This is a genomic window from Acidovorax sp. GBBC 1281, assembly GCF_028473645.1.
GTDB lineage: Bacteria > Pseudomonadota > Gammaproteobacteria > Burkholderiales > Burkholderiaceae_C > Paracidovorax.
In genome coordinates this window covers 2,203,723-2,226,581 of sequence record NZ_CP097269.1, presented here as the reverse complement: position 1 = coordinate 2,226,581, position 22,859 = coordinate 2,203,723, and the positions used below count along the sequence as shown (strand labels likewise).

Here is a 22,859-nt window from a genome sequence, read left to right as displayed (position 1 = left end):
ATCAACGGCTTTTGGGATTTGAATCGCCACCGGCCTCCTGCTGCTGACCTGTTCCAGTTTTGGGTTTTGCTTTGGGAGCGCTGCCCGATGCACCGCCCTCGGAACTGGCTGCCTCACCCGCCTTGGCAGCGCCAGAACTGCGGCTGCTATGGCTCTTGGCGCCTGCTGCGCGGGCTTCTTCGGAGGTGAACTGATGCGCCGTGCCCTTTTGATGCGCTGCCTGCCCACCCTTGCTTGAGATTTCGCGTTGCTTTGCCGCGTCCATGGCGGCGAAGCCACGATTGCTACCGGATGGATTGCCTTGGTTGGCCATTTCGATACTCCTTCAATGTGCTCCCGTGGAGGGGAACGGCCCAGGCCCGGCCATGAAACCGGGCTTGCCAAGGCAGAGGCAATCGACATGCCCATTGCGAACGCGCGCCCTTGCGCGGCTAACGCGCGGTGTCCGGCTGGCTCGCCCGCGCCACCCAACGCGCAGCCTCTTGCCGTGCATGTCTGCGACGGGCAATGCCCGCATAGAGCGTCTGCACCAGGTCGATCGCATCGGAATCCGCTTGTGCGGCACTGGCCCGCACCTCTGCGCAGGCCACGGTCGTGATCTGGGGTTGCATGCCCTGCAGCACATCGACCAGCCCACACCAATGGCCTTCTACCGCCGAGGTGCGGGAAAACAAGGTCAATCCGTCGATGGAAGCCCAGGCGAAAGCCATGATTGATCTTTGGTGAATGGGGTCTCCGCCCGCCGGGTGGAGGCGATTGGCTCAAAGGTTCCTGTGCCGTTCCGGCGCTGCCGAAATGCGAAGCGCCTGACGGTATTTGGTGACCGTGCGCCGAGCGACCGAAAACCCTTGCTGCGCCAGCAGGCTGGCAATCGCCGCATCGGACAAAGCATGTGAGGGCGACTCGGCCGCAATCAACTCCGAAACCAGTTCCTTGACGGCTGCAGGCGCGCAGGTGGTGCCATTGCGCGTAGACAGCCCGCGTGAGAAAAAATACTTCAGCTCATGCAAGCCGAACGGGGTCGCCATGAACTTGTTGTTGGTAACTCGGGACACGGTGGATTCGTGCACCCCCACCTCCTGCGCAATCTGTCGCAGCTTCAGCGGCTTGAGCGCCAGCGGGCCGTGCTCGAAAAACGCCTGCTGATGCCGCCCGATGGCTCGCGCCACCGCCAGGATGGTGGCAAAGCGCTGCGCCACATTGCCCACCAGCCAACGCGCTTCCTGCAGGCAGGCGCTCAACGCCGCACTTTCACCATTGCGCTTGCGCTGCTGAAACATCCGCGCATAGGCGGAATGCACCCGAAGACGGGGCATCACGGCATCGTTGAGCACCATCTGCCACCCTCGCCCGCCCTTCACCGCAACGATGTCAGGCACCGCAAACGGCACATCGTCTTGCAGGAAGGCTCGGCAAGGACTGGGATCGAGCGTGCGAATCTGCGCGCAAACCGCTGCCGCCGCCTCGCGCGACACCCCCAGCGCCTCGGACAGCCGTGCGGGATCGCGCAGGGCCACGGCTTTCAGGTGGCTTTCAATGGCACGGCGCACCAGATCCCGGCTGGTGCCGCACTCCAGGGTGTGCAATTGCAATAACAGGCAATGCTGAAGGTCCACTGCGGCAACGCCTGCGGGGTCCAGTCCTTGGACCCGGCGCCACGCCATGCGGATTTCCTGCTCGTCCGGCTTCGGAGACAGGGCCATGGTGTGCACCGCCTGCTCGATCTCTTCGACTCCGCCGCGCAGGTAGCCATCGTCGTCCAGGGATTCGATGACCGCCCTTGCCAAAAGAAGATCGCGCTCCGGCAGACGAAGCAGGTCCAGTTGCCCATGCAAATGGGCGCGCAATGTGATGGGAGCCGCCGACCGCTCCCAAGCCCCTTCCCCATCGCTGTCGGAACATTGGATCCGGCTGCTTTTGGAATACAGATTCCAGTCGCTCAACGGCGCGTGTTCCATGTCCTGCTGCGCATCACCCTCGTCGGCTTCCAGCAGCGGATTGCTCTCCAAAGCCTCCCGCACCGCACGCGCAAAATCCTGCGACGACATCTGCAGCAGGCGCACTGCTTGCTGCAAGCGGGGCGAAGCATTCTGGGTGAGCGCTGCGGAAGTATTCAGACTAAGCTGGCTCATCGAAGGTCCATTGATGGGGGGCGCATCCTATGCAGCAAAGCAAGGCATATGCCACGCAACCCTTTACGCTGAAAGCGCTTGCCCAGCCTTGAAAACCAGCACCCGGCGCTATCCTTCAATGCATGGCATGGCGCTCAACCGGTAGAGATTGCCGCAATTCCTGCCAGTTTCAGACAGAGGTTCGCTCCATGGCCCGGTTCTTACCGGCATTGACTGGCACGCGGCATGCTGCGGCACTTGGCACCCGGCAACACCATCACGAGCGGAACGCCCCTGCCTCACCATGAACAACACCTCCACACCCATCCCGACGACAGCGCCTCGCCCATCCGACGAAGCCCCCGGCGGGCATGGCGCAGGTGGGCAGTTTCCCCCCGCCCCAACCCCTGCTGCGGTGCTGCAGTGGCTTTCCATGGCTGGCGTGGGGCATGAATTGCGCACCCCGCTGGGCGCCCTGTCCGCAGCACTGGAGGTGATTGCGCTCACCCCCCACCCGATGCCCATCCAGAGCGAAGCATGCGCGGTGGCCGCGCGGCAGACGCGGCATCTGTCATCACTGCTGGAAGATCTGCAGGACGTGCTGGCAGCGCGCGAAGGTCGCATGGAACTGCGGCGCGTGGTACTGGACTTCTCGGAGCTGGCGCGGCAGGCCTGGGAGGCAGCACTGGTGAACTCCAACGGGGGCTATGCCTGCACCCAGCAGATCGCTCCAGGCCTGCGGGTCATGGCCGATCCCCGCCTGATGCGCCGGGCGATCGATCAGCTTCTTTGCCGGGCGTGCAAAGCGGGAGCGCCGGGAATGCGCATGGACCTGATCGTGTCCACTCAAGAGGGCGAGGTGCGCGTGGAAGTTCACGGCCTGCCCAGAGACGACATGGGGCGGCCCTCGGGAACTGCATGCCCGCTGAATCTGGATGTGCGCATCGGTGCGCCCGCCACCTTGGCAGACCTTCTTGCCGACCACGTCATTCAATTGCATGGAGGGCACATCGCTCCGTCGGCCGATGGAGGCGGTCGCTATCTTGCCCTGCCCTGCCTTGCAGAGGCGCCGCCACCGCCTTCCAGACTGCGGCGCCCGAAAGTGCTGGTCGCGCTGCACGACGGGCGAGACCGCCAAGCGGCAGGGCAAACCCTGGAGCGGCAGGGATACCTCGTGCTGGAAGGCACAGCGATGCAGCCAACGCTTGACCTGTTACTGCAGCACCTGCCAGACCTGGTGCTGGCAAGCGCCCAGCCGGCTGCAGCGGCTCGCCATCTCGCAACCGCAGCCCGAGAAGCAGGCTACGCCGGGTGCATGATGGCCGTGGCACCCGCCATGCACTGCGCGCAAGAGACACTGGACGCGGCCGGCGCACGGCGCGCAGGCTTCGACGCATGGGCAGCCTGGGCCGACTGGCCCCAGGTGCTGACGGACGCGCTGGAATCCCGAAGCGGCTGACCGCTGTACGTTCGTTTACACCAGCAACCGCAATCGCGGCAAATAATTCTTCTTTTTCAAATTCTTACTCGGGGAGACTTTGCATGGCCCATGCCCTGGTAGTTGAAGACGATGCCGACTCCGCGCGCATGCTGGCGAGCTTATTGCACACTGGCGGATTCACGGCAGCCACGGCTTCTTCGCTCCGGGATGCGCGCCGCCAGATCGCCCTGCAGCGCCCCGACATCGTGCTGCTCGACCTGCAGTTGCCAGACGGCAATGGCCTTTCCCTGTGCGAGGAGGCCGAGTTGCTCTCCTATTCGGAAGTGGTGCTGATCACCGGCCACGCTAGCCTGGACACCTCGATCCAGGCCCTTCGCCTGGGCGCCGCGGACTACCTCATCAAGCCGGTGGACACGCGGCGGCTCAATGCCGTGCTGTCCCGTGCACGCTCTCCTTCCACCCTGCTGGCCGAGATCCAGGACATGCGCCTGCAGTGGGAATCGACCGGCCGCTTCGGCCACCTGCTGGGCCGGTCGTCCATCATGCGCAAGGTGTACGAGCAGATCGCCTGCGTGGCCGGCACGTCGGTTTCGGTGTTCGTGACAGGAGAGAGCGGCTCCGGCAAGGAATTGGTTGCCCGCTCCCTCCATGACCTCAGCCGGCGGCGCGACGGGCCTTTTCTGGCGGTGAACTGCGGCGCGATCTCGCCCCAGCTGATCGAGAGCGAAGTCTTCGGCCACGAGCGGGGCAGCTTCACGGGGGCAGACCGGCAGCACCTGGGGTTTTTCGAGCGTGCCAATGGCGGCACCCTCTTCCTGGACGAAATCACCGAGATGCCGCTGGAGCCGCAGGTCAAGCTCTTGCGGGTGCTGGAGACCGGCACCTTCATGCGCGTCGGGTCCACCGAAGCGCGGCACACCGATGTGCGCATCGTGGCCGCCAGCAATCGCGAGCTGGCCCAGGCCGTGGTCGATGGCGCGTTGCGGGAAGACCTGCTTTACCGCCTCAACGTGTTCCCCCTTCACCTGCCGCCCCTGCGGGACCGGCTGGAAGACCTGCCCCTTCTGGCCCAGCACTTTCTGGACGACATCGCTGCGCGCGAGGGCGGGCGCAAAACGCTGACCACTGCCGCCCTGGATCGCCTGGCGGAGTACCGATGGCCCGGCAATGTGCGCGAATTGCGCAACGTGCTGCAGCGCGCCTTCGTGATGACGCAGGAAGGGCCGGTCACCGAGCGCTGGCTGCCCCGCGACCTCGTGCCTTCGCAGCCGCAGCTTCCAATCCAACCGCTTGCGCCGCAGCAGCCGGAGGTGGCAGCGCCGGCCAACGGCGCTGCCACCCCCACCGAACTGCGCCTGCCGCTGGGCAGCTCCCTGGCGGAAGTAGAGCGGGCACTGATCCTGGCCACCTTCGCCCACTGCGGGCAACGACGCGAGCAGACTGCCGCCATGCTGGGCATCAGCATGAAGACGCTGTACAACCGGCTGAAGGAATACGGCGCCGGCGCTTGACCAGGCGCACAGTGGCGCTGTCGCGGCCCCATGCAATCGCAGGCACGGCCCTTCACGCGGGCCCCGGGCCTGCGGAGGTGCGCCGAAGCGGTTCGTTGCCAAGGCCCTGAATCCTGAACCCGCCACGTGCCAGGCACATTGGGCGTGCACGCCATTGCCCGCTCCGGCGGTCCGCCCCCATCCCCCAGCGCAGCGCCTCCCGTCCCATCGCCGGAAACGCCCCACCAGGACACGGCTCCGACCGGGCCCCATGCATGCTTTCCGCCATCGCCTGCCAGACCACGCCTTCGACCGCCAAGGCCCACGATCAATAATCGGTATTCATTAGAAAGACGCCAACATGGATGACTCGCTGACCACCCCCGACGAAGCCGAAGAGCATGTGGGAGAGGCGCTGGACAGCGTGGCGCCGGCGCGGGCCTATCACATGCTGCCGCTGATCGGCCTGGGGGGTTCGGCGGGCAGCATCTCGGCCCTGCAGACCTTTCTGCAGTCCATGCCCGAAGACCCCGGGCTGGCTTTCGTCGTGATCCTGCACCTGTCGCCCGACCACGACAGCGAGCTGGCAGATATCCTGCAGCGCTCCACCTCCCTGCGGGTGCTGCAGGTGCGCGAGACCTGCAAGGTCCAGGTCAACACCGTCTACGTCATCCCGCCAGGCAAGGTCTTGCGCACCTATGACGGCTTTCTGCAGTTGGCCGATCTGCCGAGCCCGCGCCATGGCCAAGTGACCGTGGACCTGTTCTTTCGCATGCTGGCAGACACCCATGGGCCGCATGCCACAGCCATCGTGCTGTCGGGCATGGATGGCGACGGTGCCATCGGCATCAAGCGCATCAAGGAGCGCGGCGGCCTCACCATCGCCCAGGACCCGGACGAGGCGGAGCACAGCAGCATGCCCCGCTCGGCGCTGGCCACCGGCATGGTGGACTGGACGCTGCCCGCGGCGGCCATGCCCGGCCGGCTGCTGGAGTACTACCGGCTCGAGCACCGCCTGAAGCTGCCTTCGGAGAAGGGCCCCCCGCCCATGGAAAACCCGATTCCCCATGGCATGGCCACGGAGGCGGCCCTGCGCGACGTACTGATCTTCCTGCGAACGCGGACCGGCCGGGACTTCGCCTACTACAAGCGGGCCACCATCCTGCGGCGCATCGGCCGTCGCATGCAGGTCAACGGCATCGCCGACCTGCCGGGCTATCTGGATTGCCTGCGCACGCGGCCCGGCGAAGCCGGGGCGCTGCTGCAGGACCTGCTCATCAGCGTGACCAACTTCTTTCGCGACGGCGAATGCTTCAGTGTGCTGGAGGCGCACATCGGGGCGCTGTTTGCCGGCAAGGGACCAGGGGATTCGCTGCGCGTGTGGGTGGCGGCCTGCGCCACAGGCGAGGAGGCCTACTCCATCGCCATCTTGCTCAGTGAATACGCCCGCAAGGTGGATGCGGCGCCGGTGATCCAGGTCTTCGCCAGCGACCTGGACGACGAGGCCATCGGCATCGCCCGCGAGGGGCTCTATCCCACGACCATCGAGGCCGATGTGTCGGAAGAGCGGCTGCGCCGGTATTTCGTGAAGGAGCACCGCGGCTATCGGCTGCGCCGCGAAATTCGCGAAATGGTGCTGTTCGCGGTGCATGACGTGCTCAAGGATTCGCCGTTCTCGCGGCTCGACCTCGTCACCTGCCGCAACCTGCTGATCTACCTGAACCGCAACGCCCAGCACCGCGTTTTCGACACCTTCCATTTCTCGCTCAAGCCCCGCGGGCTGATGTTTCTGGGCTCGTCGGAATCCGTCGAAGACAACAGCCCCCTGTTTGCCGTGCTCGACAAGAAGCACCGCATCTACAGCCACCGCCCCGCCTCGCGCTCGGGCATGCCGGGGCACTCTGCGCCCGGCACCGTCTCGCTCGCCATGGAGGCGCAGCATGCCGCGCGGTCCGGTCCGGTGCTGGCCGGCCCGGCCTTTACCTCGACGCCCCCGGCCTTGCGCGATCTGCCGCCTCTCGAGGGCCGCAGCCACAACTGGGGCGAACTGCATTTCCGGCTGCTGGAGAAGATCGCGCCGCCCTCCGTGCTGATCGATGCCGGCCACGACATCGTGCACCTGTCGCCCAATGCCGGCGAGTTCCTGCGCTTTCAGGGCGGCGAGCCCAGCCGCAACCTGCTGCGCGCCATCCACGAGGACCTGCGCATCGAGGTACGCGCTGCGCTCTACCAGGCAGCGCAGCGCAAGACGGCCGTGGAGACCCCGCCTTTGGCCTTCACCCATGCCGGCGGCGAAATGGTGCTGGTGGTCCGCATCGTCCCGTTCCACGAGGCGCCGGGCTTTTATCTGGTGATCATTCAGCCCGCGTCGGCGCTGCAACCGCTGCTGCCCATGCCGGTGCGGCCCATGGCGGTCTCCGAGCCCCTGGCGCAGCACCTGGAGCAAGAGCTCGAGCGCATGAAACTGCACCTGCGCGACACGGTCGAGCAGTACGAGGTATCCACCGAGGAACTCAAAGCGAGCAACGAAGAATTGCAGGCCATGAACGAAGAGCTGCGCTCGGCCACCGAGGAACTCGAAACCAGCCGCGAAGAACTGCAGTCGATCAACGAAGAGCTGACCACCGTCAACCACGAGCTCAAGAGCAAGGTCGATGAACTCGGCCACTCCAACAGCGACATGCACAACCTGATGGACGCCACCGCGATCGCGACGGTGTTCCTGGACCGCGATCTGTGCATCACCCGCTTCACGCCCTCGGCGATCACGCTGTTCAAGCTGATTCCCACCGACATCGGACGCCCGCTGTCCGACCTGGCGACCCACCTCGACTACCCGGAAATGACCTCCGATGCCCGCCGCGTGCTGGAGCGGCTGGTGCCGATGGAGCGCGAGGTCGGCAAGGGCGGCGGCCAGTGGTTCCTGGTCAGGGCCCTGCCCTACCGCACGCTGGACGACCGCATTGCCGGGGTGGTGCTCACGTTCGTGGACATCACCGAGCGCAAACACAGCCAGGAGGCCTTGCGTGTCTCGCAGGACCGATTCAGCCTCATCGTCAGCCAGGCGACGGCCGGGGTGATGGAGGTGTCGCTGGACGGGCGCATCGAATTCACCAACCGCAGCTACCGCGAGCTGCTGGGCTACTCCGAGGCCGAAATCGTGGGCATGTCGATGCTCGATCTCGTCCACCCCGACGACCGGGCCGAGAGCGCGCGGCTGTTCGACAAGCTCGCCCGCCACGGCGAGCCTTTCCAAGTCGAAAAGCGCTGCCTGCGCAAGGACGGCTCGGTGATCTGGACCTTCAACAACGTGAGCCGCCTGTCGAACGTGCAAGGCCGAGCCGACGCCGCGCTGGTGATGTGCACCGACGTGACGGAGCGCAAACGGGCGGAAGAAGCCCTCAGCCGCAGCGAGGAGCAACTGCGGCTCATCGTGGAGAACGCGGTCGAGTTCGCCATCTTCTCCACCGATCCGCAGATGCGCGTGACCCGCTGGAACGTGGGCGCCGAGCGCCTGCTCGGCTACCCCGAGGCCGAGGTGCTCAGGCAGCCCGCCGACATCATCTTCACCGACGAAGACCGTGCCCTGGGCGCGCCGCAGATCGAGGTGCGCCAGGCGCTCACCGATGGCCGCGCCATGGACGACCGCCTGCACCGCCGCAAAGATGGCACCACCTTCTGGGCCAGCGGGGTGTTGATGCCGATGCTCGACGATGGCGCCGTGGTCGGCTTCGTCAAGATCCTGCGCGACCAGAGCCGTGCCCGCCAGGCCCAGGAAGACCTGGAGACCAGCCGGGCCGAACTGGTCGAGGCCCTGCGGCAGAAAGAAGCCGCGCACTCGGCGCTGGAAGCCGCCGACGCCGCCAAGGACCGGTTCCTGGCCGTGCTGTCGCACGAGCTCCGCAACCCCCTCGCCTCCATCCGCAATGCCGCCGAAGCGCTGCAGTCGGGGCAGCTGAGCGACCGGGAGCGGGCGCAATCGTCCAACATCCTGGACCGGCAATCCGCCGCCATGAAGACGCTGCTGGACGACCTGCTGGACGTCTCTCGCCTGCGGCTGGGACGCCTGACCCTGCACCGCCGCCGCATCCTGCTGTCCGAGGTGGTGGACATGGCCATCGAAACCACAAAGCCCGCCATCGAAGCCGGCGCGCACCGGCTGGAGGTGGTGCTGCCGCACACGCCGGTGGTGCTCGATGCGGACCCGGTGCGGCTCAGCCAGGTGCTGTCCAACCTGCTGGCCAACGCCGCCAAATACACCCCGCAGGGCGGGCACATCGGGATACGGGCCCACGTGGACCAGCGCACCGCCGTGATCGCCGTGACTGACAACGGCATCGGCATGGAAGCGGGCAACATCCACAGCATGTTCGGCATGTTCGTCCAGGAAACTTCCGACCTGCCCGGCACGCGGGGCCTGGGCATCGGCCTGGCGCTCGTGCGCAGCATCGTGGAACTGCACGGCGGCTTGGTGGAGGGCAGCAGCTCGGGCCCCGGCAAGGGCAGCACCTTCACCGTGCGTCTGCCGCTGGCGCAGGCGGAGCCCCTCGCCCCGCTGCCGGAGCCCGAGCCGCCCGCCCCGCTGCGCAAGCTGTCCACCACGGCGCCCAAGGTGCTGGTGGCCGACGACAACGCCGATGCGGCCTGGAGCATCGCCACCCTGCTGCAGATCTCCGGCTGCGAGGTAAGCACCTGTTCCGACGGCCCCGCAGCGCTCGAGGCTGCCCGCCAGGCCATGCCGGACGTGGCCGTGCTCGACATCGGCATGCCAGGCATGATCGGGCACGAGGTGGCACGCCAGATGCGTGCCCTGCCGGGCGGTGAGGACGTGCAACTGATCGCGCTGACCGGCTGGGGCCAGGAGGCGGACCGCAACGCCGCCGCCGAGGCGGGTTTCGACGCGCACATGGTCAAGCCCGTGGAGGTCCAGAAACTCGTGGCGCTCATCGAGGCCCGGCAGCGAGGCAACGCATCGCACTGAGCTCACAATCATTTGCTATATTTTTTATAGCACAATGCCTTAGTACTTATTGCGGCAGAGGCCTTTTTGACCCATGGTGCTTCGGCGGCATCCGAAATGGATGGGGGTGGGCCGCTCTGCCGGACCGTGCCCCCCTCGCGCGCTCCCACCCCCTGTCTGGCAACGCGCAGCGGCATGCCGGCCCCCTACGACAACTGCGCCCGGCCGCTTGGCCCCCCAATGGTCCTTTTGCGGACTGGCGACGCCCGCGCCGCGCCGCCCCCCGCCCAACCACCACCCATCCTTGAGGAGCGAATGCACATGAGCGAGAGACCCAGCCAATCCCAGATTCTGGAATCCCTGTCGGTGGTGCGCGAGTTCGATGTGGAGGCCGAACTGGAGCGCCATGTCGATTTCCTGGCCCAGTACCTTGCCCGCACCGGGCGTAGGACCTACGTGCTCGGGATCAGCGGCGGCGTGGATTCGCTCGTCGCCGGCTGCCTGGCGCAGCGGGCCGTGGCCCGCCAGAGAGCCTCCGGAGAAAGCGCCCGTTTCATCGCCATGCGGCTGCCGTATGGCCAGCAGCGGGACGAGGCCGAGGCCGCCAGGTGCCTCGACTTCATCGCGCCGGATGAGGTGCGCACCGTCGACATCCGCGCATCGGTCGATGCCATGCAGCAGGCGCTGATCGCTGCCGGCGTGGACCTGGGCGATGCCGCGTCGCAAGACTTCCTGGTCGGCAACATCAAGGCGCGGGCCCGCATGGTGGCGCAATACGCAGTGGCCGGTGCCACGGCCGGGCTGGTCATCGGCACCGATCACGCCGCCGAGGCGCTGATGGGATTTTTCACCAAGCATGGCGACGGAGCGGCCGACGTGCTCCCGCTGGCGGGCCTGAACAAGCGCCGTGTGCGCGTGGTGGGCTTCGCGTTGGGCGCGCCCCGCGATCTGGTGATGAAAGTGCCCACGGCCGATCTGGAAACGCTGGCACCGTAGCGGCCCGACGAAGACGCATTCGGTGTGAGCTACGAAGCCATCGACGATTTTCTCGAAGGCCTGCCCATCGACCGCGAGGCCGAGCGGATCATCGTGAAAACCTACCTCGCCAGCGCCCACAAGCGCCACGCCGCCGTGGCGCCGCCCATCGCTCGGCCTGGGCTCTAGACAGGCTTCACTTCCCTAGACAGCGGCCATTCTCTACCGGGGAAACAGAAAAAACCGCTGCAAAAGTTACCGTGCGGCACCTCGCAGGCAATTGCTCCCCTGTTGCAGGGCCTGCCGGTGGCGATGGCTGAATGCACTGCCAAGCGTCACCGGCACTGGCGCGGGTGGCTCGAGCCATGGGCCTCACAGGGTGCATGGCGTGTTCCGCTGAGCCTCCACCAGCAACGCGGGACAGCGCAGATGCAGGGGATCTGCTCGCCCACACCACCGCTCTGCAATGCCATCGGCCCGGGCCCGCTCCTGCGGCACACCGCTTGCCCCGACCCCATCGACGCCGCATGGCGTCGCCTGTCGGTGAACCCGCTGGCTCAACCCCACAAGGAGCATTCATGTTTTCTCATAACAAGCGGCTGCAATACACCGTACGAATCAGCGAAACCAATCCCGGCCTCGCCAACCTGCTGCTGGAGCAGTTCGGCGGACCCCAGGGCGAACTCGCCGCAGCCTGCCGCTATTTCACCCAGGCATTGGGCGAGGACGACCGTGGCCGCAAGGACATGCTCTTCGACATCGCCACCGAAGAACTGAGCCATCTGGAGATCATCGGCACCATCGTGGGCATGCTCAACAAGGGCGCCAAGGGCCGGCTGGCGGAAGGCATTGAAAAGGAAGGCGACCTCTACCGCTCCATCACCGGCGCAGACAACGACAGCCACTTCACCCAGGTGCTGTACGGGGGTGGCCCGGCGTTGATCAATTCGGCAGGCGTGCCCTGGACCGCTGCCTACATCGACACCATTGGCGAGCCCACCGCCGACCTGCGGTCGAACATCGCAGCCGAATCCCGCGCGAAGATCGTGTACGAACGCCTCATCAATCTCACGGACGACCCGGGCGTGAAAGACGCGCTGACTTTCCTCATGACGCGCGAGATCGCCCACCAGAAGTCGTTTGAAAAAGCGCTCTATGCCATCGAACCGAACTTCCCTGCCGGCAAGCTGCCAGGCGATCCGCGCTTCACCAGCGTGTCTTTCGCACCTCGCAGGGCGAGCCCGAAGTGCGGGGCGCATGGAACGAAGGGGACCGCTGGAACGCCGTTCCCCCGCCCCAGGGCGCGGAAGCGGTGGATGGCGGCGATGGCCTGGCGACCGTGACCCTGAACGAGTTGGAAGCGCCCGCCGTGGAGCAGATGGCCGAACGCACGGCATCGCAGCCCGACATCGATCCCACCACGGGTGCCGAACTGGGCATGGGAGAAGATCTGGACCCTGTGGGTGATGCGGGCGGTTTGCGCAACGTACGTTAAACGCTCGAAGACTGATGCGCCTGAGCGCGTTCCCCGGCCGTGGTGATGTCCCGATGAGGTACTTTCCGCGGCCCGGGGGCAAGCCCCGGGTGGCTTTTGGTTTGCACGCGCAGTCAATGGCATCCTGCGGCGCGAAAGCCATCGCGCCGATCATCATCAAGTTAGCGTGATGGTGCACGGTGGCGGTCATGACCGCGCACGTGTTCCGATCGCCATCTATGCGTTTTCTCGACGGCTGCGTTGGCATCGGCGCGCCACGGCACAGCCCACGGCAATACCCGCCGCGAAAGTCGCACAGATCGTTGCCATGGACCGCTGGGAGCGGTCATCGCCAAGGCGGGGAGTGCCATCGGCCGGTTCGACCCAACGACCCACCGTGCCGGTAGTGCCCACCTCATGGCGCCCCCACCATGCGAGCACCACTGTCGATGCGAAGCTGGCCAAAGTCCCTGCCATCAGCCCCACGCTCATCACGGAGCGTGCCGTTGTCTCCTGCCTTTTCTGAGCATGCGGCAGGGATTGCAAATCCAATGGCGGTAGAACGTGAACCTGGGTCACAGCGATCGACAACGGATCGCTGGCAGGAAACGACTCCTCGATCCCATGGTCGAGAGCCGGCTCCGTGTGTGCCGGATCGGCTGTCGCTCTCAACGCCGGAGCAGTGCCTTCGGGCGCAGGAGAAGGATGGCTTTCAGACGTCGGGAAGGGAAAGGCATCAGGGCTGCGGGTGTTCATGAGAGATTTCCTTCCAGAGACCACGGCGGGATGAATGAAGGGGCGGCGGAGCACGAAGGGCCGTCCGGCTAGCCATTTCGAAGGGGGTCTGATGGCTTGCCGGAGTCCGCAGCAACATCGCCCTCTTCCCCCTCCTTTTGCGATGCAGGCCGTTTCTGCGGCATGCGCTGCATTGCGGGATCTGTTTCGACCAATGCCGGGCTGGGACGATCGGGGTCCTTGCGCGGCTTGCCGTCCAGGGAATCGACCTCGTTTACCATGGCTGCATCTCCGACATGTCGGCAACCGCCACCTGGCAGGGCTGCTTTCCTATGGAAATGCGCGTCTTGGCAGGTGCCGCGTCGGCGGTGCTCCAAATACCGGCTGGTCTGGGGGTTTGCATGAGTTTCCTTTCCAAGGAGGAATCAGTTTGCGACCCCCCGTTAGACGCAGGTGTAGGACTGCAGCGCTCATGCCGCAGTGGCACTACAGGCCGTGATGCCGAGGAAAAAACGGTTTTAGATGCAAGGCCGTGGAGTCGATGCGGGCCATGGTGGCCACCGCCACATTCGATGATGAAGTGTCGGGCAACGGCAGGAATCAGCAAGTGCGACTCGCGGGCGATTTCGGCGTGACGGGCGCAATACTCCACGACGCGCTCAAGCAAGAAAAAACCGCCACAGCCTGACGTTGTCAGAGTGTGGCGGTATCCTGAGTGGTGGAGCTGGCGGGAGCCAAGTCCCGAGTGTTCCCCCACCTAAAAAACCATTATTTTCAACAACTTAGAGCTGAGCCACAAAACTCCACTACGTTAGGCACGTCGAGGGCGTTGAAAAGTGTGCCCCCAAAGTGTATCCCACGGTGTGCCACACGGACTTGGGTTCAATTCCGCGAAATGCAATTTGGGCACTTGGTTGCAGGTCAGCGCCGACGGACTAGACCGGAGGTAGACCGGGAGTGAACTCCACTCGCTCAGCAATGAAGGCAGCAATTTGCGCAGGAGTAAACCTGCGTGCGTCGATAAAGCCGTCCTGCGGAAAGACACCTTCCACGGCTCCGTCATCCATACGCACATACATGATTCGACCCTTCTCCTTGGCGACATTCATGACTGCGCGAATCGCGGACCACTCGATATTTGGCCACATCTTGCGCTGGTAGTCCGCACCGATGAACACGACAAGAAGCCTAGAACGCTGGGCGTACAAATCTTGAAGCAGCAGGTCGAGCCCAGGCCTAGCTAGCTGCGCCTGATAGTTCATATCGTAGAAGCAGGCATGCGCACCCAACAGCGCTGTAGTCTCCCTCGCCACCGCCTCTACTAACGCTCGGTACTCGCCTGGAAACGAAAAAGCTACTTGAAAACGATGCGCGGTGATGTCAACCCTGGGGACCCCGGCAGTTGTCTGACGCTGGGAAGCGAATTGCGCCGGAAGCAGTACGCCCTTCGGGAGTAGTTCACGCGCCAAATCTACATCTTTGACTGCCCAATGGGTGCGCGAGGATTCCCAACTACCCAGGTCAAGCTCAGCCCCCATCGACCACAATTCTTCGTTCGTCAAGAACTTGGGGAGATGAATAAATTCATAGTCGACGCGCACTTCCATACGATTCGACCTTTTGCTGACACCTGTAATTCTTCCGAACTTCGGTGCCTTCCCCACGCCTTCTTCGTAAGCAAAAACCGATGGGATGCTCATCAACTCCGCTGCGCTGGCTTCATCCAACGAGCCAAGTCTTTCTGTAATCGCGGCATCCGTGTACTCGCGCACACAACGACTTAGCGCAAAGGTAGTCGGTTGACCGGACCAACCGTTTTCATCTGCAGTTACAAGCAAGTTGAACATAACTCCCATCCTTTCCAACACTCTAACCCAGCCTCACCCAGGCCCAGAGTGCAAGTTGGCAGGCGGGATGCCTTCTAGTCGCCGACTTTCTTCACGTTGACAGACCTCTCAAGCAACTGGTCAAGAACTATCCCCGGTTTTGTGCTGCAAGCTTGACACCACCTCGCATACAGAAGAACGTCCACGAAGTTCTCGCCTCGCTCAAGCTTCGAAACATAGGACTGCCCCACCCCAAGGGCATCGGCCATCTGCACCTGCGTCAGCCCGGCTTTGACGCGCACCGCGCGCAACAGCGCGCGCAGGTCATCGTAGTTCGCGTGGTAAAGAGAGGCAGACATGCCCCGCATGATTTAGTCTTAAGCGGAATAGTCGTAACACGACTTTCTTGAGCTACGATGCGCCCCTGGTTGCGGCGTGGTGCCGCCATCGTTAACAGGAGGTCATCGCTCATGAAACTGGCAATCCTTGCCTTCGCCTTTGCAGCCTTGTTAGGCTGCACAACCCCCAACACACCGACACATGGCCCGGCATCACACGTTCAGCCTCTTCCGTGGGCGACCGGCTCTAACGGCATGGCGGACTGAGGGGGCAAGATGCGTTTTATCGTCGAAAAAATACGTGCGGTCCTTGCGACTGGCGTTGCCCTCGCGCTGCTTAGCTTCGGCGCACACGCCACCGACATTGCTGGCGTGAAACTGGGGATGTCAGTTGGAGAGGCAAAAACGGCCTTTGGCAGACCAGCACAGATGAAGGTCATACCGATCTACACCAACAAGATTGAGAGCGGCCTTGCCGCCTGGCAAGGGGAGCGTCTTTACGACAACTCGTGGAGTGGGCCACTCGATGAGTTCGCGGCATTCAAGGGCCACGCCGACAGCATCTGGTTCGTTCAAAAAAATCAGCGCCTACCAAAGACCGCGCGATACACGCGCCAAGTCCTGCTGGAAGCCGTTCGGAAAAAATTCGGCAAAGAGAGCTTCATCAAAGGTGAGATGGGCGACAAGCTCGGTGCCATAGTGGTTGGGTGGGAGTTTGACCAGGACGGAAAGCAGTTCTTCGGCCCGTACTCCGAAGGGGGACGGACCATTACGGGCGCTGCGATACCGGCAGCACCGTGCCGGATGTTCGACCTCGTGAGGATTGGGTCCAACCCCACGGGTGGGGACAACTTCCTTCCTGAACCTATGTCCATCATCCTGCCATCCGAGTTCAAGCGCTCGTGCAGCCGCGCGTATTACGCCGAATGGACTCACGATAGCGACGGGCTGGTAGAGGCAGTAGCCCTGAGGGCCATTGACTCCGCCACCATCCTGCGAGCCATCGACGGCAAGAGCGCGGGCAGCGAGGCCGATGCCCGCAAACGGGTCCAAGACCAACAGAACAGGGGCGTGAAGCCTAGCTTGTGACGGACGTAATGAACTGGTCGAAGTAGTCGTCCGGCCAATCCCAGAAGGACGGCGGGGCACTGCCCGGCGTTCGCCGGTTACGCGCCCTCACCTCTCGGCATAGGGCTGCCACCATTTGCAGCACCTTCGCGGCGTCGCCGTCTCTCGCTGCGCGCAGAATCATCGCCAAGCCTGGGCGCGAGGAGTCGGGACGTGTCGCGGTCAGGTGGTCGCGCATCGGATACGCAATGCGCACTGGCTCGGGCGCGTCAGCGGAGAGGCTTTCCCTCTCCTCCCGGCGCTCCTCATCCTCCCAAGCTGTGCATGTCGAAATGCCCAATTTCTTGGCAATATCGCCAGCGTGGAACCGGCTACGACCTTGCAGCGCTTCGATGGCGCGCAGCCATTCGGCGGATGCCTTGGCATCGCCTCGGCCTGCGCGGTCCAGCAATTGCCCCAACAGCAACCCCTTTTTGCGCGCCTTCTTGGTGTCGTGGTTGGACATTTCGTGAGCCAATTCCTGTTTGGCGAGATAGTCCGCCATGGCGTTCAGTTTCAGGTCAAAGCCGTGGTCATTGCACTTGCCGCCCACCTGCGCCACGGCCTTTTCCCACTCGGCGCGGGCAAGGGCTTCGAAAGCGGTCAAATCTGCCCCAAGAAGATGGGTTAGAAGGACGTGGAAGTGGCCATGGATACCATGGACACCTACCGGCGCTTCCAAGCTTTTCAGCTTGCCCATGCAGCCGATTGCCTTGTAGCGCCTGGACATGTTCTTGTCGAAGAGCTTGAAGGCAGCGTGCAGTAGGTCGATGGAATCCTTCCAGTTGCCGTCGTAGCTGTGGGCCATGGTAAAAGTCATCATTGCTGCCCCCAAGCCATGGGCCTCCAATGCCGGAATTAAGGCAGCACGAATCCACGAACGGGCCTGCGAGACTCTGGCGCGGGCGCACTGGTCGCAGGTCCAGACGTTGCCGCACTTGAAGTGGCCGTGGAGCTTCGTACCGTCTGCGCCAACCTCAATTTCCGCGTGAGTGGAGTCGAATCCGAAGGCGCGCCAACGACCGCAGCCGACAACCGACGAACCCCTGAGATTTTCGCCGTTGCGGTGGTAATAGCCTGCCATCAGCCGCGATGCGGTTGAAACGCGGATATACGGCCTATTAGGGCTCGTTTTCGATGGTGTTTTTTGGTCAAGCGACATCGCCGGCTTTCGCGCCGACTTGTTTACTTGACAATGAACGATGAATTAGTATCATGGATTTGTTCCCTGTACTGCATTTCCCGGCTAAAAGAAGGTGCAGTAAAAAAGGCCCGCCCCGTGCGGGCCTTTTTCTTTGTCCAATCAACTTACCAATTGAGGGTGGGCAGGGTCAAGTGATGATGAGGGCAGGCAGCCATCCTGATATCAGCCTGAAACCATTTGTCGGAGTATTCCTATTCTTCCTGAAACCATTTGTCGGAGTATTCCTATTCTTCCCAAGGCGGCCAAACTGATATCATCGTTGATCACACTGTTTGGCAATCTTCGGCGCAGTGCGACGGGAAGAAGCCTCACCAGCTGGACACCAAACAGACCTTTGGCAGGTAAGGGGAGCACGGATGCCCCTACTCGGCGGTCGGGCTCTTGAACTTTTGGCTGGACTGCGTTAAGATGCTTGCAACAACGCTGCTGGGTTCAAGCCAAGAAAGTGCGCAAGCACTTTTGAGGTACCCAGTGGCTTTTCTTTTGGGCAATGGCCACCTTAAGCTTTAAGCCGTACACCAAGCATCCCCTGGCAGTTCCTGACGTTGTAGCCAAACTTCGTGCACAGGGACTCCTCATCGGTGATGTGACCAAAGCCAGCGACTTATTGGGTCGCGTCAACTACTTTCGATTTCGAGGGTACCTATACCCGTACCTCGACTTGGTAAACATCCCAGCGGCACCGGCTCCTAAGAACTTCAAGGCTGGCTCAACGTTTGAGCAGGCTTTGGAGATGTACCGCTTTGATGAAGGATTGAAGAAGCTTATCTTCAACTTGATGCCGGACATAGAGGTTGCGCTCAGAACAGTCCTTGACGCAACTATGTGCAAATCTGCTGGCCATGGATTTTGGTACCTTCAACCACAGTGGTTTTCCAGTAAAAAGCATCCGAATCGTATAATAAATTCACTTAGCAGTTCTTTTTGCGATTCGAGTGAAAATTACGCTCAACATTTCCAGAAAACTTACTTCAATAACGTATCTGGAATTTACAAGCACCTACCACCTTTTTGGGTACTTTTTGAGCTTTCCACTATAGGACAGCTCTACGAGTTTTATGCAAATCTAGATGAAGCTGCGCCAAGCTTTCCCGCCTCGTCTCCGACGATACCATGCAGTACTGTCCTGGACAAAATGGCAAGAAACCGAATGGGAGCGGAGAAGTACAAGGACTTGCGCACATGGGTAAAGATGCTGCGAGCCATCCGGAATATATGTGCGCACCATGGAAGACTTTGGAATAAAAACATTCTGGCGCCAAACGGAATTACTAGCAAAGTTTCAATTCCATTTCCGACGGTTCACCCTGGTTCATCAGCACCAAAAACGAATACCGTCTATGCAGCGCTCGTAGTTCTTCGGTTGATGAGTAAAAAGCTCGGAATTTTCGACGGGATAAAAGACGGATTGCTCGCCCTCCTTGCAGCACATCCAGAAGCCAACAAACCAGCGCACCTCTTTGCCATGGGCATACCGGCGAACTGGCACCAAGACACAGTTTGGTTGTGAACTGCGCCACTTAACGGCGCGATGCATAGTCCAGCACCAAGCGATTCTGAAAGCGAATTGAAGCACTTCCTCACCATTCCCACGGTTCGGGAATCTTTGGCGTTTGGTGCGGCGTAAAAGTGAAAGGGCCATTCCAAGTGCTGGACGGGGTTGCGCTGTGGTCTTCTGGTCCGGGCACCGGATTGGGACGGGGAGCATCGGGCAACGTCGCCTCGTACGCCTTGACCCGCTCGCGGTGCTCGGGCCATTGCTTCCACTCGTCATATTTGCGCTTGCGCTCTGGGTCGTTGATGTACGCAGTCCAGGCGGTGTCGTTCTTCCTGCATTGCTCGATAGCCGCCCGGGCTTCGGCTAATTTTTCTTCGTAAATCGCCACGGTGTCCCGGACGCCCAAGGCACGAGCCAGTTTGGACATGATGGAGACAAGCGGTCCGGGTGGGTCGGCTTTCAGTGCGCGGAGGCGTTCCTTCCATTTCTTTGCCACCTCGCGCCCCTCTTTTCGCTTGGCGTCAGTCCGCCTTACCTCACGGAAGGCCTGACGAAGGTCAAGGGAATTCGTGAGCTGCAATTTCCGCTGTTGGGCGTCCTCGCCCAATGGGCTTGTGCTGGGAACAGGTGGCAGACGTGAGGGACGCTCTCGGGGCACTTCCGCTTTGACAATCTGGTGCTCTTGGGTTGCCGCGCTTGCGGCGACCTGCAACGCTGCCTCCACTTGCGCGGCCGTTTCTTTCGACTCTTGCATGATGCGTTTGAGCAGGGGGCGCGCCTCCACAATCGCCAGGTTTTCCGCTTCCATAGTCTCGCGCAGTTCGCGGGGGGCATTGACCGGAATATGAGCCGTGGGAATGTGTCCTTCGACCACCTCTGCAAACTTTCCTGCGTACACATACCAGTCGGCGCCGTTGGCCTTGGCGTGCTCGTTCATGATGCGGCAAACCTCCTCCCGCATGTTTTTCACTTCACCGGTCTTCATGTCGTCCAGGATGCGGGTCTTCTTGCCGAAGGTCATTTGCGAATCCACCTCTCTGGTGGTGAACAAAATATGGACATGGTCGTTTTGCCCATTGGCCGGGCGATGGATGGAAGCCATCACCGCAACCCCGTAGCGGGCCACCAGCATTTCGGACAAGCCACGCACGCAAAGTCGGCGCTGCTCGTCCGTCCAGTCGTGCGCGAGAGGCACCATCAACTCGCGGGCGATAGCCGAGTTCTTTCGAGTCTCTGCCCGCTCGGCTTTGTTCCATAGGGTGCCGATATCATCCAAACCCATTTCAAGACCGGCAACACCGAACAGTTCGGTGCAGACGTGACCAGTCTTACGGCGGTAGTCGTGCACCTCGCCTAGCTGCTCCTCGCTCAGCCGAGTGCAGGAGCGGTACGCAGCCGCCTCGACGGCGTTACGGCCTTTGGAGCGCTGCAAGACTTGCAGCGAGGGGGTAAACCAAGTGGCGAGGCTAGGCACAGCACCCCCCGGGGCGATTGCGAAGCAACGGGGTCCAGGGGCACAGCCCATGGCGAACGCAAACTCGCAGAGTTTGCATAAGTGAGCCCTTGCAGGGGGCTACCTGGGGGCTGGGACTGATTAACGCGCTCGGGATATTCACCCTATTAAATTAGCACAATCAAAAATAAAGTGGTAATTTAATAGGACGAAAAGGAGATTTATAGCATGACCAGTATAACTGCCATGAAAAAGCGATTGAGCCAACTTGACGCTGAGAAAGCTGCAATCCTCGCAAAGGTATCCACCACCGCCAGAAAAAATTCAGACGCTAGAAAATACGCTTTGGGAGGCGCCCTACTTAAGTTGGCGGCTAATGACCCTCAGGCTCACAACATCCTCAAAAAGGCCTGGGCGACCGCTAAGGGTGACAAGCCCCGCCCCTTCGAAGATGCTCAAATACCGGAGCATGTGAGTATTACCCAGCCGCTAAACAAGACCGTCTAACGAGAAGACCTCAAAAGGCTCATTAGCAACCTTGCGAACTCTCTTTCGCGAAGAAGTGCTCGGAGATATGTAGGTAAAAAAATCGACGCCGGGATAATTGAGACGGTCAATTACCCGCTTCATACTCCTGACCGAAAAAGCCCCGGTGTAGGTATCCGTGTGGACATCGAACTGTCCACGGCCTGCCGTCATAGCATGGGCCACGGAGTGACCAGCAAGGCGACGAAGAATCAGGGCCTCGGGGATACGCTCCTTGATGGCCGTTTCCTCCGATACGCCCGAGGCGTCCAAGATGGCTTGAGCCAGCGAGCTGATGAACCGATGACGGAACGAGTGAAACACCACATTCGGGTCTTCAATCTTCAAATAGTCCCGCAGGTATTTGGTGTTGAACCACTGGCTCGCAGCCTTCCCGTAACCATCGGCCTTGGCCCGGTTGAGGTCAAACAAGTTGACAGCCCTATCCTTGGCTGCGGACTTCTTGGTTTGGCAATAGTCGATGAACCCCAGGTCGATGAGCTTTTGGTGCACCGGAATGATGCGGCGGCTCTCTTCGTTCTTGACGCTTTGGCCGTCGTCTTCCGCTGCCGTGATGTTCAGGAACCATAGCCCTTCATCGTCCTGCCGAACATCGTCGGTGGTCAGTTGCGAGAGCTCATTGACGCGCGCTCCGGTGAACGCTGCCAAGTGGATGACCCAATACTGATAGGAGCGGTTGTATGCCCCATCCCGGTAGTAGTCCGACCCGAAGATTTGCTGCATTTCCTTCTGAGTGAAGGCGCGCCGCGATGCACCCTTGCGGGCCTGAGTTGTCTTCACTTTGAATCCCTCCAACAGGGTTGGATTGACGGCGTACTGCCGTTTGCAAAACTCCAGAAAGTTGGCCGCAACGGTTAGGTAGCCATCCAAGGTGTTCTGCGTGATGGTCTGGGCTTGCTGACCATTCGCCCGGAAAAGCGACTTGGAGCGCACCCTCTGGATGAGCGTATCGAAAGGCAGTCCCCCGGCCCCTGGCAACTTGTCGATGTTCTTTGGGTAGTACGCCAAGTCCTTGCGGTACTGCTCCAAGTCCAAAGGCGTGAGGGTGCCAACATGCCGAGCGCTGAAACGGTCGATGAAGGGTTTCAGGCGGGTGCGGATTTGGGGCACCTTCTTGACGCCGATTTCCTTTTCAGTAGCCCGGTCCTGCTCGTACTTCAAATACTCTTTGACCAACCGGCCCACGGTCTTTGCTGCCACGGGCGATAGGCGCCCAGGCTCATTGATGGCCGGGGCATGGTCTGGCGGGGTCGGCTCATCGGAAGGCCGGTCCCAAACCGCAATGGTTGAAGGTGCAATCCTTGCGGCGCCTCGGGTCACGTTCTCGATGAGCTGGTCCATGTTGCCCACATCCTGGGGGCCAAGGTCGGTCAGCTCAATGTCGAATCCCTGCCCCTTTATCTTCACCCCAAAGGGCATGGGCGGTACTGTTGGTTTTTTCATGCGCGCTTGAAGGAAAGCAACCGCGCTGGCGCGCGTAACTGTTGCATTCTCCATCAAGAAGGCGTCGAAAAGAACCCGCAAATAGCGCGCTGCCGCCTTAGCGTGGCGCGGGTCCTTGGTGCCAGTAGAAAGTTTGAAGTCCCGGCCATCGGCAGGGACTCTTTGTCGCGCAGGAACAACAAACCGCGCGAAGTAAACGCCGTTGCGAGATTTTTGAAGGTACGACGAGGACAGCATTCATGGGCTCCAAGTGTGCCC

At 62.0% G+C, this 22,859-nt stretch carries 16 protein-coding genes and 2 pseudogenes; 9 read left to right on the top strand and 9 right to left on the bottom strand.

The features are described from left to right. Position 1: 1 nt before the first annotated feature. The 3 genes from M5C96_RS10200 to rpoN all read right to left on the bottom strand — a co-directional run bounded on the left by M5C96_RS10200 (position 2) and on the right by rpoN (position 2,132). The gene (locus M5C96_RS10200) at positions 2 to 313 is read right to left on the bottom strand and encodes a KGG domain-containing protein (RefSeq protein WP_272568930.1); all 312 of its coding nucleotides are present in this window, start codon (positions 311 to 313) and stop codon (positions 2 to 4) included. Between the two features lie 118 nt (positions 314 to 431). Beyond that, positions 432 to 710, bottom strand: a complete 279-nt coding sequence (locus M5C96_RS10195) for a hypothetical protein (protein ID WP_272568929.1) — start codon at positions 708 to 710, stop codon at positions 432 to 434. A 51-nt stretch (positions 711 to 761) separates the two neighbouring features. Beyond that, positions 762 to 2,132, bottom strand: coding sequence for an RNA polymerase factor sigma-54 (rpoN, locus tag M5C96_RS10190; protein WP_272568927.1), 1,371 nt, complete (start codon positions 2,130 to 2,132; stop codon positions 762 to 764). 394 nt (positions 2,133 to 2,526) lie between these two features. Here rpoN and M5C96_RS10185 point away from each other — a divergent pair, with 394 nt between their 5' ends. The 5 genes and pseudogenes from M5C96_RS10185 (at position 2,527) to M5C96_RS10165 (ending at position 12,472) form a co-directional block, all read left to right on the top strand. Then, complete coding sequence (locus M5C96_RS10185) at positions 2,527 to 3,570, top strand: sensor histidine kinase (protein ID WP_272568925.1); 1,044 nt, start codon at positions 2,527 to 2,529, stop codon at positions 3,568 to 3,570. 83 nt (positions 3,571 to 3,653) lie between these two features. Further along, entirely contained in the window at positions 3,654 to 5,063 is a 1,410-nt protein-coding gene (locus M5C96_RS10180; protein ID WP_272568924.1) for a sigma-54-dependent transcriptional regulator, read from the top strand. A 340-nt stretch (positions 5,064 to 5,403) separates the two neighbouring features. Beyond that, a complete protein-coding gene (locus tag M5C96_RS10175) occupies positions 5,404 to 10,023 on the top strand; it encodes a PAS domain S-box protein (protein ID WP_272568923.1) in 4,620 nt (1,539 codons plus the stop codon). 294 nt (positions 10,024 to 10,317) lie between these two features. Further along, a pseudogene (nadE, locus tag M5C96_RS10170) lies at positions 10,318 to 11,166 on the top strand (ammonia-dependent NAD(+) synthetase). A 389-nt stretch (positions 11,167 to 11,555) separates the two neighbouring features. Then, positions 11,556 to 12,472 (top strand): annotated as a pseudogene (locus M5C96_RS10165) (manganese catalase family protein). 216 nt (positions 12,473 to 12,688) lie between these two features. On the opposite strand, the gene M5C96_RS10160 reads toward M5C96_RS10165, so the two are convergent. Next, positions 12,689 to 13,207 carry a hypothetical protein gene (locus M5C96_RS10160; protein ID WP_272568922.1) on the bottom strand — a complete coding sequence of 173 codons (519 nt, stop codon included), beginning with the start codon at positions 13,205 to 13,207 and terminating at the stop codon, positions 12,689 to 12,691. 529 nt (positions 13,208 to 13,736) lie between these two features. Between M5C96_RS10160 and M5C96_RS10155 the strand changes: the two genes are divergently transcribed. Continuing rightward, positions 13,737 to 13,874: a hypothetical protein gene (locus tag M5C96_RS10155; protein WP_272568920.1), complete on the top strand. Its 138-nt coding sequence runs from the start codon at positions 13,737 to 13,739 to the stop codon at positions 13,872 to 13,874. 247 nt (positions 13,875 to 14,121) lie between these two features. On the opposite strand, the gene M5C96_RS10150 is transcribed toward M5C96_RS10155, so the two are convergent. Both M5C96_RS10150 and M5C96_RS10145 read right to left on the bottom strand, forming a co-directional pair. Then, on the bottom strand, positions 14,122 to 15,033 hold the full coding sequence (locus tag M5C96_RS10150) for a hypothetical protein (protein ID WP_272568919.1): 912 nt from the start codon (positions 15,031 to 15,033) through the stop codon (positions 14,122 to 14,124). A 74-nt stretch (positions 15,034 to 15,107) separates the two neighbouring features. Continuing rightward, a complete protein-coding gene (locus M5C96_RS10145; protein WP_272568916.1) occupies positions 15,108 to 15,371 on the bottom strand; it encodes a helix-turn-helix domain-containing protein in 264 nt (87 codons plus the stop codon). A 255-nt stretch (positions 15,372 to 15,626) separates the two neighbouring features. Here M5C96_RS10145 and M5C96_RS10140 point away from each other — a divergent pair, with 255 nt between their 5' ends. Further along, positions 15,627 to 16,439 (top strand): hypothetical protein, encoded by an 813-nt coding sequence (locus tag M5C96_RS10140; RefSeq protein ID WP_272568914.1) that lies wholly within the window; start codon positions 15,627 to 15,629, stop codon positions 16,437 to 16,439. Here the strand turns inward: M5C96_RS10140 and M5C96_RS10135 are convergent. Beyond that, positions 16,429 to 17,619: a hypothetical protein gene (locus M5C96_RS10135; protein ID WP_272568912.1), complete on the bottom strand. Its 1,191-nt coding sequence runs from the start codon at positions 17,617 to 17,619 to the stop codon at positions 16,429 to 16,431. The genes M5C96_RS10140 and M5C96_RS10135 overlap by 11 nt on opposite strands. A gap of 532 nt (positions 17,620 to 18,151) precedes the next feature. Between M5C96_RS10135 and M5C96_RS10130 the strand changes: the two genes are divergently transcribed. Next, on the top strand, positions 18,152 to 19,171 hold the full coding sequence (locus M5C96_RS10130; RefSeq protein ID WP_272568910.1) for an Abi family protein: 1,020 nt from the start codon (positions 18,152 to 18,154) through the stop codon (positions 19,169 to 19,171). Between the two features lie 70 nt (positions 19,172 to 19,241). On the opposite strand, the gene M5C96_RS10125 is transcribed toward M5C96_RS10130, so the two are convergent. Further along, entirely contained in the window at positions 19,242 to 20,591 is a 1,350-nt protein-coding gene (locus M5C96_RS10125; RefSeq protein WP_272568908.1) for a MobA/MobL family protein, read from the bottom strand. Between the two features lie 249 nt (positions 20,592 to 20,840). On the opposite strand from M5C96_RS10125, the gene M5C96_RS10120 reads away from it, so the two are divergent. Continuing rightward, positions 20,841 to 21,119 carry a hypothetical protein gene (locus M5C96_RS10120; protein ID WP_272568906.1) on the top strand — a complete coding sequence of 93 codons (279 nt, stop codon included), beginning with the start codon at positions 20,841 to 20,843 and terminating at the stop codon, positions 21,117 to 21,119. On the opposite strand, the gene M5C96_RS10115 is transcribed toward M5C96_RS10120, so the two are convergent. Then, positions 21,102 to 22,838, bottom strand: a complete 1,737-nt coding sequence (locus M5C96_RS10115) for a site-specific integrase (RefSeq protein ID WP_272568904.1) — start codon at positions 22,836 to 22,838, stop codon at positions 21,102 to 21,104. The genes M5C96_RS10120 and M5C96_RS10115 overlap by 18 nt on opposite strands. Positions 22,839 to 22,859 lie beyond the last annotated feature (21 nt).

Excerpts from the sequence above, each read along its gene's own strand:
- M5C96_RS10175 (WP_272568923.1), top strand. The coding sequence starts at position 5,404 with ATGGATGACTCGCTGACCACCCCCGACGAAGCCGAAGAGCATGTGGGA.
- M5C96_RS10140 (WP_272568914.1), top strand. The coding sequence starts at position 15,627 with ATGCGTTTTATCGTCGAAAAAATACGTGCGGTCCTTGCGACTGGCGTT.
- M5C96_RS10200 (WP_272568930.1), bottom strand. The coding sequence starts at position 313 with ATGGCCAACCAAGGCAATCCATCCGGTAGCAATCGTGGCTTCGCCGCC.
- M5C96_RS10150 (WP_272568919.1), bottom strand. The coding sequence starts at position 15,033 with ATGTTCAACTTGCTTGTAACTGCAGATGAAAACGGTTGGTCCGGTCAA.
- rpoN (WP_272568927.1), bottom strand. The coding sequence starts at position 2,132 with ATGAGCCAGCTTAGTCTGAATACTTCCGCAGCGCTCACCCAGAATGCT.
- M5C96_RS10195 (WP_272568929.1), bottom strand. The coding sequence starts at position 710 with ATGGCTTTCGCCTGGGCTTCCATCGACGGATTGACCTTGTTTTCCCGC.
- M5C96_RS10135 (WP_272568912.1), bottom strand. The coding sequence starts at position 17,619 with ATGTCGCTTGACCAAAAAACACCATCGAAAACGAGCCCTAATAGGCCG.
- M5C96_RS10120 (WP_272568906.1), top strand. The coding sequence starts at position 20,841 with ATGACCAGTATAACTGCCATGAAAAAGCGATTGAGCCAACTTGACGCT.
- M5C96_RS10130 (WP_272568910.1), top strand. The coding sequence starts at position 18,152 with ATGGCCACCTTAAGCTTTAAGCCGTACACCAAGCATCCCCTGGCAGTT.
- M5C96_RS10160 (WP_272568922.1), bottom strand. The coding sequence starts at position 13,207 with ATGAACACCCGCAGCCCTGATGCCTTTCCCTTCCCGACGTCTGAAAGC.
- M5C96_RS10180 (WP_272568924.1), top strand. The coding sequence starts at position 3,654 with ATGGCCCATGCCCTGGTAGTTGAAGACGATGCCGACTCCGCGCGCATG.
- M5C96_RS10145 (WP_272568916.1), bottom strand. The coding sequence starts at position 15,371 with ATGTCTGCCTCTCTTTACCACGCGAACTACGATGACCTGCGCGCGCTG.
- M5C96_RS10115 (WP_272568904.1), bottom strand. The coding sequence starts at position 22,838 with ATGCTGTCCTCGTCGTACCTTCAAAAATCTCGCAACGGCGTTTACTTC.
- M5C96_RS10155 (WP_272568920.1), top strand. The coding sequence starts at position 13,737 with ATGGTGGCCACCGCCACATTCGATGATGAAGTGTCGGGCAACGGCAGG.